The sequence below is a fragment of the Micromonospora qiuiae genome (assembly GCF_016863555.1).
Classification (GTDB): Bacteria; Actinomycetota; Actinomycetes; order Mycobacteriales; family Micromonosporaceae; genus Micromonospora; species Micromonospora qiuiae.
Genome location: NZ_BOPC01000043.1, coordinates 20,123 through 36,607, shown reverse-complemented (window position 1 = coordinate 36,607; position 16,485 = coordinate 20,123). Strand labels below are relative to the sequence as shown.

The window sequence follows — 16,485 nt, the reverse complement described above, 5'->3', positions numbered from 1 at the left end:
CACGTGGGGAAGCGTTCCGCCCGGGTACGCGTCAGACTGGACGCCGTGCGGATCACTTCGGCTCTCGTCGACCCGGCACTGCTCGACCTCCCCTGGTCGACCCCGCTGGAGCAGTGGCCGACTGAGCACCTGGTCGCGCTGCCGCAGGGCATCTCCCGGCACGTGGTGCGATTTGTGCAACTAGGTGGATACGTCTACGCGGTCAAGGAGACCGGCGAGCGGGTGGCCGAGCGGGAGTACGACCTGCTCCGCGCCCTGGAGCGGATCGACTTCCCGTCGGTGCGGGCGATAGCGATCGTCGCCGACCGGGAGTCCGACGCCGGCGAGCCGCTCGACCCGGTGCTGATCACCCGGCACCTCCAGTTCTCGCTGCCCTACCGGGCGCTGTTCTCCCACACGCTGCGGCCGGAGACGATGGGCCGTCTGCTCGACGCGCTCGCCGCGCTGCTGGTCCGGATGCATCTGACGGGCTTCTTCTGGGGCGACTGCTCGCTGTCCAACACGCTGTTCCGGCGGGACGCCGGTGCCTTCGCCGCGTACCTGGTGGACGCGGAGACCGGGGCGCTGCGCAGCGCGCTCTCCAACGGTCAGCGTGGTGAAGATCTGGAGATCGCCCGGGTCAACATCTTCGGGGAGGCGCTGGACCTGCAGGCCGCCGGTCTGCTGCACGACTCGATCGATCCCGAGGTGGTCTGCGAGGAGGTCGTGCAGCGCTACGAGCGCCTCTGGCACGAGATCACCTACGAGCAGCAGGTCGAGCGGGAAGCCCGGCACGACATCGAGAGGCGCATCCGCCGGCTCAACGAGATGGGCTTCGACGTGGCCGAGGTGGCCATGTCGACCATGGGAAACGGACGGTACCTGGTCCGGCCGAAGGTCGTCGACGCCGGCTACCACCACCGCCGGCTGCTCCGGCTCACCGGCCTGGACGCCGAGGAGAACCAGGCCCGCAAGCTGCTCAACGACCTCGACGCGTACCGGGCGGAGAGCGACCTGACCGACGAGCAGCAGGCCGCCCACCGCTGGCTGACCGAGGTGTTCGAGCCGGTGGTCCGGGCGGTTCCCGCCCATCTGCGGCGCAAGCTGGAGCCGCAGGAGCTGTTCGCCCAGATCATCGAGCACAAGTGGCTGATCTCCGAGCGGGCCGGGCGGGACGTGGGGATGCGGCACGCGGTGCAGTCGTACCTGGCCGACGTGCTGGTGCACCGCCCCGACGAGCAGGCCGTCCTCGGCGTCGAGATGTCGAGGAGCTGAGGGCTGCCGTTACCGGACCCATTCGCCGGCGCGCATCACCCGCACCACGTTCAGCTCGTCGTCGAGCACGACCAGGTCGGCGCGTAGACCGGCGGTGAGGGCACCGACCCGGTCGCCGAGGCCGACGGCCAGGGCCGGGGTGGTGGACACCATGCGTACCGCGTCGGGCACCGGCATGCCGACGGCCACCGCGTGGCGCAGCGCCGCGTCCATGGTGAGGGTGCTGCCGGCGATCGTGCCGTCGGCGAGTCGGGCCTGGCCGTCGGCGACGGTCACCGCTTGGCCGCCCAACTCGTACTCGCCGTCGGGCATGCCGGCGGCGGCCATCGCGTCGGTCACCAGCGCACACCTTTCCGGACCGGCGGTCGCGACGGCGAAGGTGAGCGTCCCCTCGTGCAGGTGCACCCCGTCGGCGACCAACTCGCAGAACACGTTCGGCGCGGTGAGCAGCGCCACCGCCGGCCCCGGATCCCGGTGGTGCACCGGGCGCATCCCGTTGAACAGGTGGGTGCCGACGCTCGCGCCCGCCGCCACGGCGGCACAGGTCTGCTCGTACGTGGCGTCGGTGTGGCCCACCGCGGCGACCACGCCCTGCCCGGTGAGCAGACCGATGGCTTCGATCGCGCCCGTAAGCTCGGGGGCGAGGGTGACCATCCGCACCGTTCCCTCGCCGAGCTTGAGCAGTTCGGTCAGCTCGTCGATGGACGGGTCGCGGAGGAACTCCGGGTTCTGTGCGCCGCACCGGGCGGCGGACAGGTACGGCCCCTCGAAGTGGATGCCGGCGAGCACGTCCTGGCGGACCAGCGGCGCGAAGGCCGTGGTGGCCGAGCGCATCAGCTCGAAGGGCGCGCTGACCAGGCTGGCCAGCAGGCTGGTGGTGCCGTGGTTCAGGTGGTACGCGGCGGCGGCGCGGGCGGACTCGGCGTCGCCGGTGGTGAAGGTGTGTCCGCCTCCGCCGTGGGTGTGGATGTCCACGAAACCGGGCACGATCCAGTGGCCGTCGCGGATCGACGGATACTCGGCGACTGCGGTGATCCGGTCGCCTCTGACCTCGACGCAGCCCTGCCGGATCACCCCCGTCGGGGTCACCACCTTGCCGTTCACCCGAAGGGTCATCTCGTCTCCAGTTGGTCGAGGGCGAGCAGGGCGGCGCCGAGGCATCCGGCCTCGTCGCCGAGAGCGGCCGGGACCAGTTGTGGTTCCCGGTGAAAGGTCAGACGGTCCCGCAGCGCGGTACGCAGCGGGCCGAACAACCCGGTGCCGGCCTGGGCGAGGCCGCCGCCCAGGACGATCGTTTCCACGTCGAAGAGCGCCTGGCCGGTGGCGAGACCGTCGGCCAGCGCCTCGACGGCTTCCCGCCAGACCCGGCTGGCGAGTTCTTCGCCCGCCGCCGCCCGGGCGGCCACCTGGGCGGCGGTCACCATGGTCCGTCCCGGCCCAGGCCCGGTGGCGGACCCATCGTCCGATGTGGTGCCGGTGGGCCCGGTCGCTCCGATTCCGGAGAGTTCGGCGTAGCGGCGGGCCACGGCCGAGGCGGAGGCGATCGCCTCCAGGCAGCCCGGACGCCCGCAGCCGCAGACCGGCCCGTCCGGGCGGACCAGGATGTGGCCGAGTTCTCCGGCGGCGCCGTGCGCGCCGGTGGCGGCCGAGCCGGCGACCACGTGTGCGGCGGCGATTCCGGTACCGATCGCCACGAAGAGCACGTTCCCGGCGTCGCGGCCGGCACCCACCCGCGCCTCGGCGAGGCCGCCCGCGCGCACGTCGTGGCCGAGCGCCGTGGGCAGGTCGAGCCGCGCGGACGCCAGGTCACGCAGGGGTACGTCCCGGAAGCCGACGTTCGCCGACCAGACCGCGACGCCGCGTGCTTCGTCGACGACGCCCGGCACCACGATGCCGAGCGCGGCCGGGGTGAGTCCCTGCGCGCGCGCCCTGCCGGCCAGTCCCTGCGCCACGGCCAGGATCGTGTCGACCACGGCGTCGGGACCGCGTCCGGCGTCGGTCGGGTGCCGTTCGGCGTGGACCACGGCACCGTTTGCGCCGACGAGTGCGCACTTCATCCCGGTGCCGCCCACGTCCAGTGCGACGGCCACTTCGCCGATGTTCATGCCGACACGTCACCGCGCCGGGTGCCGGCGCGAGCGTGATGCCTCACGTGAGCACCACGGAGCGGCTGAGGTGCCGGGGCGCGTCCGGGTCGAGTCCGCGACTGGTCGCCAGGGCGACGGCGAACCGCTGCGCCAGGATCAGGTCGGCCATCGGGTCGACCGGGGTACGACGGGCGGCCCAGCGGCCCAGCACGGTGCGAACCCCGTGGGTGCGGCTGTGCGCGAACGCCGCACCGGTGGCGGCGACGTCCTCGGGCAGCCCGTCGGGCAGTTCGCCGAAGGCCCAGACCAGCCGGCCGGGGCCGGACACGGCGATCGGGCCGTGCCGGTAGTCCATCGCCGGGTACGCCTCGGCCCAGAAGGCGGCCGCCTCGCGGCACTTCAGAGCCGCCTCCTGAGCCAGGCCGATCGTCCAGCCCCGGCCGAGGAAGGTGACCTGTTCGATCAGGCTCGGGTCGATCGGCAACGGGGCGCGGACGGCGACCTCCGCGTCGGCGACGAGGGCCGTGATGTTGTCGCCGAGATGGGCGCGGAGCAGGGCCAGCACGGTGGTGGCGAAGCGGGTCTGCACCACCGAGCGTTCGTCGGCGAACGGCATGGTGACGGCGGCGTCCGCGAGGCTCGCCGCGGGAGAGCCGGGATCGCCGACCAGCACCGTGGTCGGAGTCCGCCCGCGCAGCGCGGTGAGCAGGTCCAGCACCTCGGTCGTGGTGCCGGAACGGGTGATTGCCAACAGCCGGTCGTAGCGGCGGTCGACGGGGAACTCGCTGGCCTGGAAGGCGTCCGTCTCGCCCTGGCCGGCGGCCTCCCGGCGGGCCGCGTACGCCATCCCCATGAACCACGACGTGCCGCAGCCGACGACGGCGACCCGCTCACCGGGCCGGGGCAGTCGGTCGAGCACCTTGGGGGCGAGTTCGCCCGCCTGGCGCCAGCAGCTCGGCTGGCTCGCGATCTCTGTGTGAACGTAAGCCATTGAGAACTCCTTGCCCGGGCGGGCCGTTGCGCAATACGGCTCGTTTATCCCACCTTTCGAGCGTTCATTGTGCGTGAAAACTGGTGGGAATAGCAACTGGAGGCGCGATCGAGCAGCCCAAGGTTTTGCCACATCCTAGTTTCGAGCACTAGTGTGCACGCAACCAATCACCGTTCGTGCAGACACGGAGGCTCGGGGTGGACCGTTACGCGAGATGGAACGCCCTGCTCGAGATGCTGACCGATTCCGGTCGGATCACCGTCGAAAAGGCCGCCGAGCTACTGAACGTCTCCCAAGCGACCATTCGCCGGGACTTCGACCAGCTCGCCCAACAGCAGATGATCACGCGTACCCGGGGTGGCGCGGTCGCCAACGGGGTCTCGTACGACCTGCCGCTGCGGTACAAAACGGCCAAGCATTCGGCCGAGAAGCAGCGCATCGGCGCGGCCGCGGCGGCGCTGGTCTCGCCGGGCACGGTGGTCGGCCTCAACGGCGGCACCACCAGCACCGAGGTGGCAAGGGCGCTGGCCGTCCGTCCGGATCTCAACACCAGCGCCGAGGGTGCCCAGCTGACCGTGGTCACCAACGCCCTGAACATCGCCAACGAGCTGCTGGTCCGCTCCCGGATGAAGGTCGTGGTGGCCGGCGGGGTGGTGCGGCCGAAGTCCTTCGAACTGGTCGGGCCGTTGGGCGGGGCACTGCTGCGCGAGGTCACCCTGGACGTGGCGCTGCTCGGCGTGGACGCGATCGACCCGCAACTCGGCGCCGCCGCCCACCACGAGGGTGAGGCGGCGATGAACAACCTGATGGTCGCCCGGGCCAAGCGGGTGGTCATCATCGCCGACTCGTCCAAACTGGGCGGTCACGCCTTCGCCCGGATCTGCCCCGTCGAGCGGGTCGAGACGCTGGTCACCGACACGGGCGCCGCACCCGGGCTGGTCGATGCCTTCCGCACCGCCGGCGTCCACGTCATCTGCGCTTGAGGTGCAAGGAAGGGCCCCCTTTTAACGCCTCCGGTATAGGAAGGGCCCCCTCTTAACAAACCTCCTCCGGCGCGCCGCTGCATACCGGGTATTGCCTGCGGTTGCATACCGCGTATGGTGTCGGTCGTCGCTCACACCCAACGGGGGAGGTGCAGCTTGCCAGCTGTCCTGGAGATCGAAGGTTTACGAAAGACGTACCGCAGTCGACGACGCGGCACCCGCAACGCCCTGGACGGCTTCGACATGCGGGTCGAGGCGGGCCAGGTCCACGGCTTTCTCGGCCCGAACGGGTCGGGAAAGACCACCACCTTGCGTACGCTGCTCGGCCTCATCCGGCCGGACGGCGGCCGGATGACCATCCTCGGTCACGAGGTGCCGGCGGCGCTGCCCCAGATCGCCGGTCAGGTCGGTGCGATCGTGGAGAGTCCACAGTTCTTCCCGCACTTCTCCGCCCGGGACACTCTCTCCCTGCTGGCCAGCGCCGGCGAGGTACCGGTGCCGCGGGTCGACGAGGTGCTGGAGCTGGTCGGACTCCGCGATCGGGCCGGCGAGCGGGTCAAGACGTACTCGCTCGGCATGAAGCAGCGGCTCGCGGTCGCCTCGGCCCTGCTGAAGAACCCGAAGCTGCTGATCCTCGACGAGCCGGCCAACGGCCTCGACCCGGGCGGCATCCGAGAGATGCGTACGCTCGTGCGCAACCTCGCCCAATCGGGGATGACCGTGGTGCTCTCCAGCCACATTCTCGGCGAGATCCAGCTGATCTGTGACTCGGTCACCATCATCTCGTTGGGCCGGCGGGTCGCCTTCGGCCCGGTCGACGAGGTGTTGGCGCAGCACTCGTCCGGCGCGGTCCGGGTCCGGCTGGAGGCCGTCACGGACCTGCCGGTCGCCGCCACCGCGCTGCACAAGGCCGGCTACCGCGTGTCCGCCAACCCGGACCATTTGATGCTGGCCGGCGTGGACAAGCCGGCCACGGTCACCCGGCTCCTGGCCGAGCAGGGCCTCTACGTCAGCGAACTCGCTCCGGTCGCGGTCGACCTGGAGAGTGTCTTCCTCGAACTGACCAACACGGCGCCGGTGCCCGGCCAGCACCGACAGGTCGACCAGTCCGTACGAGTCAATGGGGCGGAGTCCTCCGCGCCCACCGCAGGAGGTTGGGGCGCGTGAGTCTCTTCCGTACCGAACTGCGCCGGCTGACCAAGCGGCGTTTCACCCGCTGGATGACCGCGGGCGGCCTGCTGGTGCTGGCGCTCATCGTGGTGGGCCTGGTCATCACCAACCAGAAGATCGGCCCCGACCAGTGGGCCGAGGCCAAGCGCTCCGCCGACCAGCAGCACCAGGAGCAGGTGCAGTGGGCCGAGCAGGAGCGGGCCAACTGCGAGCGGGCCAAGGCAACGGGCGAGGACGTCGACCACTACCCGCAGGACTGCGCGGACATCACCGCACCGCCGCGGGAGTCGATCGAGGAGGCGTGGTTCCTGCCGTCGACCTTCGTCTTCCGGGAATCCTTCGACGAGATGCTGATCCCGCTCGCGGGAATCCTGGCCATGGTCGGCTTCGTGGTGGGCGCCTCCTTCGTCGGCGCCGAATGGAACAGCGGCGGGATGATGAACCTGCTGCTGTGGCGCCCGAAGCGGCTGACCGTCCTGCTGACCAAGCTGGGAGCGCTGCTGACCGGGATGCTCGCCCTGGCCCTGCCCGCTACGGCAGCCTGGTTCGGCAGCCTCTGGCTGGTCGCGAACTGGCGCGGGACCACCGAGGGGATGACCTCCGGAGCATGGCAGTCGTTCCTGCTCACCGGGCTGCGCGGCGTGGTGCTGCTGCTGGTGGCGGCGACGGTGGGCTTCGCCCTGGCCTCGCTCGGCCGGCACACCGCGATGGCGCTCGGCGGGGCGGTCGCGGTCCTCATCGTCGGCCAGGTCGGGCTCGCCATTCTGCTGGACATGGCCCAGGTGCGGTTCGCCGAGGCATGGCTGTTGCCCACGTACGCGTACGCCTGGATGAGGAAGACAGTCACGCTCCAGGACTGGCGGTCCTGCATGGCCACCTACACCGGTGAGTGCAAGCCGGCCATCCTGGAACTCACCTGGCAACATTCGTCGATGCTGTTCACCGTCGGGGTGGTGCTGTTCCTCGGCGCGGCGCTCTGGACGATGCGCCGGCGGGACATCGCCTGAGGGGACCGTGGGCGCGATCCCTCCCTCCCCGGATCGCGCCCACGGCGGGCCTTCCGTACGACTGCCAGCGGGATTTGCGGCGGCGGGCCGCGCTCCCGGTGCGCCCGGGGTGACCTGTGGTTAGGCTGGGAAGCCCGGTTGGCGTCGCCCGTGCCGGCCGCCCCCTGTGAGGAGCCTCATGCAGCCCGCCGACGCCACCCCGGCAGCGGAGCATTCCGACCCCCGGGTGCCGGCCGATGCCGGTCCGGGCACCGCCGCGGTGCCACCGCCGAGGTCGGCGCCCGAGGCGGAGTCGGGCGCCTCCCGCCGCGCCAGGCCCATCAGCGGTACGCCGGACGGCGACGCGGCGGACGCTGCCCCGCCCGAGGGCGACTTCGTGCCGGACGATGCGGCTGAGCCGGTCGCCGCCGCACCAACTGATGCGGCTGACCTGCTCGGCGAGCGGGAGCGGGAGATCCTCGCGTTCGAGCGACAGTGGTGGCGGCACGCCGGCGCCAAGGAGCAGGCGATCCGGGACCGCTTTGGTTTCTCCGCCACCCGTTACTACCAGTTGCTCAACGCGCTGCTGGACAATCCGGCGGCGCTCGCCGCCGATCCCGTGCTGGTCGGCCGACTGCTGCGCCTACGCGCCTCCCGGGCACGCAACCGCCGCCGCTGAGGTCAGGCACAAATCCCCGCTCAGGCACAAATCCCCGCTGAGGTCGGGCACAATGGTCCCCGCCGGGCCGGGTGCGCGGTCGGTGCCGGGCCGGGTGCGATCGCCGCCGGGCCGGGTGCGCGGTCGGTGCCGCTTGAGCCGGGGGGCCGGTTGGTGCCGGGCGCATGCCGGGTCGCCCGGCGGGTAGCCGGGGCGCGGAGGTGGCGGCGATGACCGGAGGCGGCCCAGCGGGACCGAAGTGGGTGGCGCAGCAGACGTACCGGGCGGGCGGCCCGGGGCCGCCCGAGGCGGCCTCCGCCGAGCGCCGGCGGGGCGCGGCCGTCGGCGCAGCGCCGACCATGCGGGTAGACTCCGCCTCCGCCCCGCCACCTGGACGGACGGTCAACGAGGATCTGGTGTTCCGATGCGGCCCGCTGGTCGGGGCGCTGGACGGGGCAACCGTACCGGAGGGTTTCGACACCGGCTGCGTACACGGGCCGCAGTGGTACGTCCGGCACCTCGCCGCGCGGCTGAGCCTGGCCGAGGCGGCGCGCCCGGCGGCGACGCTGGTGAGCAACCTGGCCGCAGCGATCCTCGCGGTGCGGGCCGACCACGGCGGGCAGTGTGACCTTGACCATCCCGGCACCCTGTCGAGCACCGTCTGCCTGCTGCGCGACGGTGGAGACCAGGTCGACTACCTGGTGCTCTGCGACAGCCCGCTGGTGCTCGACACCGGCGGCCGGGTCGACGTGGTCGTCGACGACCGGTTGGCGGCCTCGGCGGAGAGCCTGGGTGGCATCGCCGCCGAGCTGCCGGAATCCACCGACCGGGCCACCCGGTTCCGGTACGCCGTCGGCGTACAGCGGAAGTGGATGAACCGAACGCACGGCTACTGGGTCGCCGCCGCCGACCCGGACGCGGCCTACCACGCGGTGGTCGGCACCCTTCCCCGGCACGGGCCGGATGCGCTGCGCCGCGCGGTGCTGCTTACCGACGGAGCTTCCGCCGCCGTCGAGGAGTTCGGGTTGTTCGACTGGGCCGGCCTGCTCGACGTGGTGACCGCCGAGGGCCCGGGCGGGCTGATCGACCGGGTGCGGGCCGCTGAGCGGGACCACCCCGAGCGACTCCGCCGCCACAAACGGGCCGACGACGCCTCGGTCGTCTACTGCGAGTTCACCCGGCCGGACGACAGCGGAGCGTGAGTAAGGGCGCTCGGTGGTCCGACCGGTCCGTCGGCGTTGGCCAGAGGTTCCGGTGGTCGCAAACCGGGTGGACGCCCGCTGTGTAGCGCGGAAGACTGCGGCATGTGGCGGGTACGGTCCGGTTGGAGCCGGTGGACGAGCAGAATCTCGAACCGTTGCTCTCCGTAGCGGTAGCTGAGGCGGAACCGGCGGATGTGATGCCGCCGGTGGCGGCGCCGGCTGGGTGGTCACACGCCCGGCGGGAGGCGTTCCGGCAGTTTCACCGGGCGAGCTTCGGCGGCCTCGACGGCCCGGAGCGTACGCAGATGTACGTCATCGTGGCCGCGGGCGAGGTGGTCGGAATGATCCGGATGACCCGCAGCCGGGAACCGGGCACGGTGGAGACCGGCCTCTGGCTCGGCCGGTCCGCTCGTGGGCAAGGGCTCGGCCCGGCGGCGCTGCGGAGGTTGCTCGACTACGCGGCGGCCGCCGGAATGCAGCGCGTCGTGGCCGAGACGACTCGGGGTAACCGCGGCGCCATTTCCGTACTCCTGAAATGTGGCGCCAAATTGCGTGAGGACGACGGTAGAGTGCTCGCCGAAATTAGCCTGGACACCCCGCCTCCAGCGCGCTGAAATCCGTCCTCTGCCATATATCGATTCCATCGTTATCCCAGCTTGTAGCCGTCTTTTGTCCGCATCCTCCCGCTTCCTGCCCGCGTGTTCGATCTTCGGGTTTATCACACCTGGGGCGCTGCGGTAAACGTTTTGGCAACAGGGGGCCGGGTACTGCCCGCCGGGTCCGCGAACATGGGACACCTGATTGCGGCCCGTATGCGTCAGTCCCCGGTGACCGCCATTTCGGTCGCTGTCGGTCAGGTGTCTCCGCGCCGGGGAGCGAAGGAGAACTGATGAACAGCGGAGCACGGATCGCGACCGCCGTGGGGGTCGGATACCTGGTCGGTCGCCGGCGCAAACTGCGTACCGCGTTGACCCTCGCCGCCGCGGTGGCCCTCGGTCGCGCGAGCCGGGACCCGGGCGGGTTGACGAAATGGGGTGGTGATCTGCTGCGTGCCTCGCCGCAGCTGAGCACCCTCGGACAGTTTGGTAAGCCGCTCGCCTCGGCGGGCCGGGCGGCCGCGACGGCCGCGGCCGGCAGCGGTATCGACGCGCTCAGCGGAAGGCTGCGCGGGTCGGCGGATGCGCTACGCCGCCGCGGTGGTGCCGGCAGAGACGAACCGGAGCACGAGGGCGTCGCCGGTCCGGACGAACCGGAGCACGAGGGCGTCGCCGGTCCGGACGAATCGGATTACGAGGGCGTCGCCGGTCCGGACGAGCCGGAGTACGAGGACGCGGCTGGTCCGGACGACGACGGGTACGTCGTCGATCAGGACGCGGAGGCGTCGAAGGACGAGGAGGCCGACCAGGACGCCGAGGCGGAGCAGCCGGATACCGCTGGCACCGGCGGCAAGCCCCGGCGGCGGAAGCGGTGATGGCGATGACCAGTGGTGACAGCAGGGGCGACCTGATCACGAAGGCCCGCGACCAGCTCGGCGCGGACGTGCGCGACCTGATGACGGCACTCGGGGAACGCGCCGTCCAGGTGATGAGCGAGCAGCTCACCGGCGCCACCGATCGGCTCGGGGAGTACGCGCGCCAGGGCGGCGGCCCCGGCCTGGTGGCCGCCGCCACCGGTGCCCAGAAGCTGGCCGAGGGCGGCTCCCCGATGAAGGCGTTGTTGCGGGCCGGGATGGCCGGCGGTAAGGAGAAGTTGATGGCGGCCGTCGGCGGGAAGGGCGGCAAGGGTGGCGGCGGTAAGAAGCTGAAGGTCACCAACATCGTCGAGGCGATCGAGGTCGGCGTGCCGGCCCGGGTCGCGTACAACCAGTGGACGCAGTTCGGTGACTTCCCGGGATTCATGAAGAAGGTCGAGACCGCCGAGACCGAGTCGGACGAGAAGCTGACCTGGAAGGCCCAGATCCTCTGGTCGCACCGGACCTGGGAGTCCACCGTCGTCCGGCAGGTCCCGGACAAGCTGATCCACTGGCGGTCCAAGGGGGAGAAGGGCAGGGTCGACGGCACCGTCAGCTTCCACGAGCTCAGTCCCGACCTGACCCGCATCCTGGTGGTCCTGGAGTACCACCCGCAGGGGCTGTTCGAGCGGACCGGGAACATCTGGCGAGCCCAGGGGCGGCGGGTCAGGCTGGAGCTGAAGCACTTCGTCCGGCACGTGATGACCCAGACCGTGCTCGACCGGGATTCGGTGACGGGCTGGCGGGGCGAGATCAAGGATTCGCAGGTGGTCCGGGACCACGAGACCGCCCTGCGCGAGGAGCAGGGCCAGCGCGAGGAGCAGGGCCAGCGCGAGGAGCAGGACGGGCACGAGGAGCGCGAGGAGCCGGAGAAGCAGGCGTCGCCGCGCCGGCGCACCTCCGAACGGGCTCGCCGCCCGCGTCCTGCCGAGGAGTCACGCCCTGCCGAGTCACGCCCTCGCCGGGCTGCCGGCACGTCCCGTCGACCAGTGGCCCGCCGCCAGCGAGAGGAGGAGGACCAGTGACGATCGCGACGACCAGTGGTGGCGGCTCGGGCGGTGCCCTGCAACAGCAGGGCTCGGGAACCAGCCTCGCCGATGTGGTGGAGACCGTGCTCGACAAGGGCGTGGTGATCGATGCGCAGGTGTCGGTCGCAGTGGTCGGCATCCAGCTGTTGGAGATCAACGCGCGGGTGGTCATCGCCAGCGTCGAGACGTACCTGCGCTTCGCCGAGACGGTGGACCGGCTCGACATCATCCCGAAGAAGCAGAAGGGCCTGCCGGACATGGTCGAGGGGGCATCGGGTGCCGGTAGCACGGCGGCCGGCCTCGGCAAGACCGTCGGTGCCATCGGAGGCGCGGTGAAGGAGGCCGTCAGCGGTGGTGACGACGACGGGGGCGATAAGCGCGTGCGCCAGCGCCGCCGGGAGCGGGAGGACTGAGATGGCGGAGGAGACAGCATTGTTCGTCTACGGGATCGTGCCGTCGGACGTGGAGCCGACCGAGAACGCGTCCGGTGTCGGTGACCCGCCCGCCGAGGTGACGCTGATCCGGCAGGGCAGGCTGGCCGCCCTGGTGAGCGAAATACCACTGGACACGCCGCTCGGCCGGCCGGCGGACCTGCGCGCGTACCAGGAACTGCTGGACGGGACGGCGGCGGTGGCCCCGGTGTTGCCGGTGCGGTTCGGCACGGCGCTGGACGGCCCGGACGGGGTCACCGACCTGCTGGCGACGCACCAGGACCGGTTCGCCGCCGCGCTGGACGAACTCGAGGGACGAGTCCAGTACGCGCTGCACGGGCGCTACCGCGAGGGGGAGTTCGTCGCGGCGGTGCTGGCCGACAATCCGGCCGCCGCCGATCTCGCCGAGCAGGTACGCGGCCAGCCGGAGGAGGTCACCCGAGAGCAGCGGATCCGGCTGGGCGAGCTGATCAGCCAGGCGGTGGAACTGAGCCGGGAGGCGGAGACCACCCGACTGCTCGAAGCCCTCGGCCCGCTGGCCGTGGCATCGGCGCCCCGAGCGCCGAGTAACGAGATGGACGCGGGGTACGCCGTCTTCCTGGTCGACACCGAACGGGCCGAGGAGTTCATCGCGGCAGCCGAGGAGTACGCCGAACAGCGCCGGGACCTGATCCGTGCCCGGTTGCTCGGGCCGCTGGCGCCGTACGACTTCGCCGACGCGCATGAGCTGGTGGGGTGACCCGTGGACATTCTCTGGGCGCTGCTCACCCTGCCGTACGCACCGGTGCGTGGGCTGACCGCGGTGGTCAAGGTGATCGCCCGAGAGGCGGAGTCGCAGCAGTACAGCCCGGTCGGCGTGCGACGCGAACTGGAGGAGTTGGACGCCGCGGAGGCCGCGGGTGAGATCACCGCTGAGGAACGGGACCGCAGGCAGCAGGAGGTGCTGGACCGACTGACGACGCATTCGGCGGACGCGGGTGCCGGCGGTTCGGTGGTCGGGGGTGCTGGCGGTTCGGCGCTCGGGGGTGCTGGCGGTTCGGTGGTCGGGGGTGCCGGCCGCGCGGCCGGCACCCGGGCGACCGGGCGCAGGCGTGCAACGGGCTCGCGCTCCGCCGATTGCGGCACGCCGCGTAACCGGAGTGAGGGGGGTGAACGGGATGGCGATTCGCAGCGACGGCGGCCGGGCCGGCAGCCGTGAACCCGAGGAGGAGCACGTCGAACCGGTTTCCGCGGTCGAGGCGGCCCGGGAGGGCATGCGGCAGATCGTCGAGCTGACCGGTCGGGAGCCGGTGGGCACCACCTCCCTGGAGGCCACCGAGGACGGCTGGCTGGTCGGCGTTGAGGTGATCGAGGACCGACGGATCCCTGCCTCCACCGACCTGCTCGGGCTGTACGAGGCGGAGTTGGACGTCGAGGGCGGCCTGCTGGGCTACCGGCGGGTGCGGCGCTACCAGCGCGGAAAGGGCGAGGTGGGTTGAGTTGACCAGCGGCGCACGGCCACCGTCAGTGGTGCAGAACTCCGGCCAGGTCCTGCCCGCCGGGCACGAGCCGGCCAACCTCGGCGACATCCTGGAACGGGTGCTGGACCGAGGCGTCGTGATCGCCGGGGACATCCGGGTCAGCCTGCTCGATATCGAGCTGCTCACGCTGAAGCTGCGGTTGGTCATCGCCTCGGTCGACACCGCGCGGCAGATCGGCATCGACTGGTGGGAGCACGATCCCTGGCTCAGCTCCCGGGCGCGCCCGCCGATCGAACCGGGCCCACGCGACCCGGAAGAGGTGGAGGCGGAACGACGCCCCCGGGTGGCCCGGCTGGAGCGGGCCCGAGGCAGCGGCAGGGAGGAGGAGTGGGATGAGTACGAGAGCTGAACTTGCCACCGACGAGGACCGCGCCGGCTCCGGCATGGCGGTCTGGCTGCACGGAGTGACCCGGGACGCCGCCCCAGCCGTACTGACCGCCATCCCCGGGATGACCGGCGCACCGGTGCGCGCGGTCCGGTCCGCGGACCTGGTGGCCGTGGTCAGCGACGCACCGCTGGTCGAATACGGCGAGGAGGCGCTGCGGCGCAACCTGGAGGATCTGACCTGGCTGGAGCGGGCAGCGCGGACGCACCACGGGGTGGTCGACGCGCTGGCGCGTGCCAGTGGCGCGGTGGTGCCGGCCCGGCTGGCCACCGTGCACCACGACGATGCCCGGGTGGCCGCGCAACTCGCCGCCCGCCGCGCCGAGCTGGTCGCCGCCCTCGACCGGCTCACCGGCCGCCGGGAGTGGGGCGTCAAGGGGTACGCCGTGCCCGGTGCCCTGCCCCGCACCGAGCCCTCGCCGGCGTCCGCGGCCTCAGCGCCCTCGCCGGCATCCGCGGCCTCGCCTGCCTCGGCGGCGGCACCGGCCTCGGCGGCGGCACCGGCCTCGGGGGCCTCGCCAGCCTCGCGGGCGGGCGCGGGCTCGGCCCGGGCGGGCTCCGGGGCGCCTTCCGTCGGCGGCCGCGCCGCACCAGCCGGGGCGGGTGCGGCTTACCTGCGACGGCGGCGAGCCCAGCTCACCGCCCGCGAACAGGGGCAGCGGATCGCCGCCGAGGCCGCGGCGGCGGTGCACGCCGCGCTGACCGGGCAGGCGGTGGCCGCCCGGCAGCACGCACCGCAGGACAGCCGTCTCTCCGGCGCGTCGACCGCGATGGTGCTCAATGGGGCGTACCTGGTCGACGACGACTCGTTGGCCGGCTTCACCGAGCTGGTGCAGGAGCTGGTCGGCCGGCACCCCGAAATCCGGCTCGAACTGACCGGTCCCTGGCCGGCGTACTCCTTCGTCGAGGAGGAACCACCGGCGGGCCCGGCACTGACCGTACGGGAGCCCGCATGTTGACCCGCCGATCCACCGTTCGGAGGCCGGCATGACCACGACCCTCGCCCCGAACAGTGCCGACGATCCGCTGACCTACCGCCCGATCGCCCTGGTGGACCTGCTCGACCGGGTGCTCGCCACCGGCGTGGTGATCAGCGGAGACATCACCATCTCCATCGCCGAGGTCGACCTGGTCCGGATCTCGCTGCGCGCACTCGTCGCCTCGGTCGGCGCCTTGGCCTCACCCGCGCCGGACGCTGTCGACGGATCGGCCCTCCCCACACCGGAGGCTCTCGGCGGATCGGCCTTGCCGGCCGCGGAGGCTACCGGCGGATCGGCTGTTCCACCGCCGGAGGCTGTCGGCGGGCCGGCTGTTCCACCGCCGGAGGCTGCCGGCGGGCCGGCTGCTCCGATCTTGGACGTTCCCTGGGAGGACCCCGGGGCCGGTCCGGGGCAGGTGCCGGGATGACAGAGCGGGACGAGGCCGCCGAACTGGCCGCAGCGCTCGGTCATTCCGGCGGGGAGCCGCCCCGGGTGACTCAGCTGGACCGGCGGCTCGCGGTCGACCGGGACTCGGTCGAACGCGGGCTGGCCAGCCTGGTGCTCACCGTGATCGAGCTGCTGCGCCAACTGATGGAGCGGCAGGCGCTGCGGCGGGTCGACCTCGGCGACCTGACCGACGAGCAGGTCGACCGGATCGGCACCACCCTGATGGCGCTGGAGGAGCAGATGACCGAACTCCGCGAGTACTTCGGGCTGGCCCCCGAGGATCTCAACCTCGACCTCGGCCCCCTGGGCCCCCTGCTCCCGCGCGACTGACCCGCGACCGGCTCAGCCTCGCCGAGGGCTCCGGCGCGGACCGTAGCCCGGCCTGCTGGACAAAGATCGATCGACGGGCCACCGCGTCACCCTTGTCGTTGATCTGGTACCCGTCGAGCCAGAGCCACCCGTGGTAGGTGCTTCGGCTCCAATCGAGCACCCGGATCACCCGGAACAGGATCGGTCTGCGGAACTGCACACTGGCCTCCCGCCCCACCCGCAGCAGTTCACCGGCGCGAGGTACGGCCCCGGCACGTCCGTGCGCCGTCAACCCGTCTTTCCCGGCCAGTGGCCCCGGTTGATCGGAATCCGGTGACGAGCCGAGCAGGGCAGGTCGCGTCCACACCTGCAGGTCACCCGCCCAAGGATGTGGTTCCACGTCGGCCGGTGCCGCCGCGCGAGCGTACGCGCCGTGACGAACAGGTACTCGTCGTAGGCCACGCGCCGGGACATGTTGGTCCCCTCCGGTTTGCCCGTCATGGCTCCTGCTTCCCGGGTCAGTTCAGGGTCTTCGCCACCGCCAA

Annotated in this window: 22 protein-coding genes; 17 read left to right on the top strand and 5 right to left on the bottom strand. The window is 71.9% G+C overall.

The genetic code is table 11. The features are described 5' to 3' along the window. The first annotated feature begins 45 nt into the window (after nt 1-45). The gene (locus Vqi01_RS16395; RefSeq protein ID WP_204035669.1) at nt 46-1,254 is read left to right on the top strand and encodes a DUF4032 domain-containing protein; all 1,209 of its coding nucleotides are present in this window, start codon (nt 46-48) and stop codon (nt 1,252-1,254) included. Nucleotides 1,255-1,263: 9 nt separating this feature from the next. On the opposite strand, the gene nagA is transcribed toward Vqi01_RS16395, so the two are convergent. Genes nagA through Vqi01_RS16380 form a run of 3 tightly spaced genes read right to left on the bottom strand, consistent with a single transcriptional unit; the run spans nt 1,264 to nt 4,332 of the window. Beyond that, on the bottom strand, nt 1,264-2,370 hold the full coding sequence (gene nagA / locus Vqi01_RS16390) for an N-acetylglucosamine-6-phosphate deacetylase (protein ID WP_204035668.1): 1,107 nt from the start codon (nt 2,368-2,370) through the stop codon (nt 1,264-1,266). After that, nucleotides 2,367-3,359 carry an ROK family protein gene (locus tag Vqi01_RS16385; protein WP_204035667.1) on the bottom strand — a complete coding sequence of 331 codons (993 nt, stop codon included), beginning with the start codon at nt 3,357-3,359 and terminating at the stop codon, nt 2,367-2,369. The genes nagA and Vqi01_RS16385 overlap by 4 nt, the downstream gene beginning before the upstream one ends. Nucleotides 3,360-3,402: 43 nt before the next feature. Next, nucleotides 3,403-4,332: an SIS domain-containing protein gene (locus tag Vqi01_RS16380; protein ID WP_204035666.1), complete on the bottom strand. Its 930-nt coding sequence runs from the start codon at nt 4,330-4,332 to the stop codon at nt 3,403-3,405. 197 nt (nt 4,333-4,529) lie between these two features. On the opposite strand from Vqi01_RS16380, the gene Vqi01_RS16375 reads away from it, so the two are divergent. From Vqi01_RS16375 to Vqi01_RS16300, 16 genes are all read left to right on the top strand, one after another. Then, the gene (locus Vqi01_RS16375; RefSeq protein ID WP_204035665.1) at nt 4,530-5,315 is read left to right on the top strand and encodes a DeoR/GlpR family DNA-binding transcription regulator; all 786 of its coding nucleotides are present in this window, start codon (nt 4,530-4,532) and stop codon (nt 5,313-5,315) included. A 156-nt stretch (nt 5,316-5,471) separates the two neighbouring features. Further along, complete coding sequence (locus tag Vqi01_RS16370) at nt 5,472-6,482, top strand: ABC transporter ATP-binding protein (RefSeq protein WP_275408817.1); 1,011 nt, start codon at nt 5,472-5,474, stop codon at nt 6,480-6,482. Next, nucleotides 6,479-7,492 carry an ABC transporter permease subunit gene (locus tag Vqi01_RS16365; RefSeq protein ID WP_204035664.1) on the top strand — a complete coding sequence of 338 codons (1,014 nt, stop codon included), beginning with the start codon at nt 6,479-6,481 and terminating at the stop codon, nt 7,490-7,492. Before Vqi01_RS16370 ends, Vqi01_RS16365 begins: the two co-directional genes overlap by 4 nt. Before the next feature lie 178 nt (nt 7,493-7,670). Further along, nucleotides 7,671-8,150, top strand: coding sequence for a DUF3263 domain-containing protein (locus tag Vqi01_RS16360; RefSeq protein ID WP_204035663.1), 480 nt, complete (start codon nt 7,671-7,673; stop codon nt 8,148-8,150). Nucleotides 8,151-8,359: 209 nt separating this feature from the next. Then, on the top strand, nt 8,360-9,331 hold the full coding sequence (locus tag Vqi01_RS16355; RefSeq protein ID WP_204035662.1) for a hypothetical protein: 972 nt from the start codon (nt 8,360-8,362) through the stop codon (nt 9,329-9,331). 104 nt (nt 9,332-9,435) lie between these two features. After that, entirely contained in the window at nt 9,436-9,945 is a 510-nt protein-coding gene (locus Vqi01_RS16350) for a GNAT family N-acetyltransferase (protein WP_204035661.1), read from the top strand. A 275-nt stretch (nt 9,946-10,220) separates the two neighbouring features. Further along, the gene (locus Vqi01_RS16345) at nt 10,221-10,802 is read left to right on the top strand and encodes a hypothetical protein (protein ID WP_204035660.1); all 582 of its coding nucleotides are present in this window, start codon (nt 10,221-10,223) and stop codon (nt 10,800-10,802) included. Between the two features lie 5 nt (nt 10,803-10,807). Next, nucleotides 10,808-11,866: an SRPBCC family protein gene (locus Vqi01_RS16340; protein WP_204035659.1), complete on the top strand. Its 1,059-nt coding sequence runs from the start codon at nt 10,808-10,810 to the stop codon at nt 11,864-11,866. After that, complete coding sequence (gene gvpJ / locus Vqi01_RS31795; RefSeq protein ID WP_204035658.1) at nt 11,863-12,282, top strand: gas vesicle protein GvpJ; 420 nt, start codon at nt 11,863-11,865, stop codon at nt 12,280-12,282. The genes Vqi01_RS16340 and gvpJ overlap by 4 nt, the downstream gene beginning before the upstream one ends. 1 nt (nt 12,283) lies before the next feature. Next, nucleotides 12,284-13,039, top strand: a complete 756-nt coding sequence (locus tag Vqi01_RS16330) for a GvpL/GvpF family gas vesicle protein (protein WP_204035657.1) — start codon at nt 12,284-12,286, stop codon at nt 13,037-13,039. A 3-nt stretch (nt 13,040-13,042) separates the two neighbouring features. After that, on the top strand, nt 13,043-13,498 hold the full coding sequence (locus Vqi01_RS16325; RefSeq protein ID WP_204035656.1) for a gas vesicle protein GvpG: 456 nt from the start codon (nt 13,043-13,045) through the stop codon (nt 13,496-13,498). Beyond that, nucleotides 13,458-13,778: a gas vesicle protein GvpO gene (locus tag Vqi01_RS16320; protein WP_204035655.1), complete on the top strand. Its 321-nt coding sequence runs from the start codon at nt 13,458-13,460 to the stop codon at nt 13,776-13,778. The genes Vqi01_RS16325 and Vqi01_RS16320 overlap by 41 nt, the downstream gene beginning before the upstream one ends. A 1-nt stretch (nt 13,779) precedes the next feature. Next, complete coding sequence (locus Vqi01_RS31790; RefSeq protein ID WP_239098436.1) at nt 13,780-14,169, top strand: gas vesicle protein; 390 nt, start codon at nt 13,780-13,782, stop codon at nt 14,167-14,169. Next, nucleotides 14,153-15,163 (top strand): GvpL/GvpF family gas vesicle protein, encoded by a 1,011-nt coding sequence (locus Vqi01_RS16310; protein WP_204035654.1) that lies wholly within the window; start codon nt 14,153-14,155, stop codon nt 15,161-15,163. Before Vqi01_RS31790 ends, Vqi01_RS16310 begins: the two co-directional genes overlap by 17 nt. Nucleotides 15,164-15,191: 28 nt before the next feature. After that, a complete protein-coding gene (locus tag Vqi01_RS16305) occupies nt 15,192-15,611 on the top strand; it encodes a gas vesicle protein (protein WP_204035653.1) in 420 nt (139 codons plus the stop codon). Continuing rightward, nucleotides 15,608-15,961 (top strand): gas vesicle protein K, encoded by a 354-nt coding sequence (locus Vqi01_RS16300; protein ID WP_204035652.1) that lies wholly within the window; start codon nt 15,608-15,610, stop codon nt 15,959-15,961. The genes Vqi01_RS16305 and Vqi01_RS16300 overlap by 4 nt, the downstream gene beginning before the upstream one ends. Here Vqi01_RS16300 and Vqi01_RS16295 read toward each other — a convergent pair. Together Vqi01_RS16295 and Vqi01_RS16290 are read right to left on the bottom strand one after the other, a co-directional pair. After that, nucleotides 15,915-16,232: a hypothetical protein gene (locus Vqi01_RS16295; RefSeq protein ID WP_204035651.1), complete on the bottom strand. Its 318-nt coding sequence runs from the start codon at nt 16,230-16,232 to the stop codon at nt 15,915-15,917. The two genes, Vqi01_RS16300 and Vqi01_RS16295, sit on opposite strands and share 47 nt — an antisense overlap. After that, a complete protein-coding gene (locus Vqi01_RS16290) occupies nt 16,229-16,441 on the bottom strand; it encodes a hypothetical protein (RefSeq protein ID WP_239098435.1) in 213 nt (70 codons plus the stop codon). The genes Vqi01_RS16295 and Vqi01_RS16290 overlap by 4 nt, the downstream gene beginning before the upstream one ends. Between the last annotated feature and the right edge of the window lie 44 nt (nt 16,442-16,485).

Coding starts and splice junctions, on each gene's coding strand:
- nagA (WP_204035668.1), bottom strand. CDS start 2,370: ATGACCCTTCGGGTGAACGGCAAGGTGGTGACCCCGACGGGGGTGATC.
- Vqi01_RS16385 (WP_204035667.1), bottom strand. CDS start 3,359: ATGAACATCGGCGAAGTGGCCGTCGCACTGGACGTGGGCGGCACCGGG.
- Vqi01_RS16380 (WP_204035666.1), bottom strand. CDS start 4,332: ATGGCTTACGTTCACACAGAGATCGCGAGCCAGCCGAGCTGCTGGCGC.
- Vqi01_RS16360 (WP_204035663.1), top strand. CDS start 7,671: ATGCAGCCCGCCGACGCCACCCCGGCAGCGGAGCATTCCGACCCCCGG.
- Vqi01_RS16355 (WP_204035662.1), top strand. CDS start 8,360: ATGACCGGAGGCGGCCCAGCGGGACCGAAGTGGGTGGCGCAGCAGACG.
- Vqi01_RS16345 (WP_204035660.1), top strand. CDS start 10,221: ATGAACAGCGGAGCACGGATCGCGACCGCCGTGGGGGTCGGATACCTG.
- Vqi01_RS16340 (WP_204035659.1), top strand. CDS start 10,808: ATGACCAGTGGTGACAGCAGGGGCGACCTGATCACGAAGGCCCGCGAC.
- Vqi01_RS16330 (WP_204035657.1), top strand. CDS start 12,284: ATGGCGGAGGAGACAGCATTGTTCGTCTACGGGATCGTGCCGTCGGAC.
- Vqi01_RS16320 (WP_204035655.1), top strand. CDS start 13,458: ATGGCGATTCGCAGCGACGGCGGCCGGGCCGGCAGCCGTGAACCCGAG.
- Vqi01_RS16310 (WP_204035654.1), top strand. CDS start 14,153: ATGAGTACGAGAGCTGAACTTGCCACCGACGAGGACCGCGCCGGCTCC.
- Vqi01_RS16305 (WP_204035653.1), top strand. CDS start 15,192: ATGACCACGACCCTCGCCCCGAACAGTGCCGACGATCCGCTGACCTAC.
- Vqi01_RS16300 (WP_204035652.1), top strand. CDS start 15,608: ATGACAGAGCGGGACGAGGCCGCCGAACTGGCCGCAGCGCTCGGTCAT.
- Vqi01_RS16290 (WP_239098435.1), bottom strand. CDS start 16,441: ATGACGGGCAAACCGGAGGGGACCAACATGTCCCGGCGCGTGGCCTAC.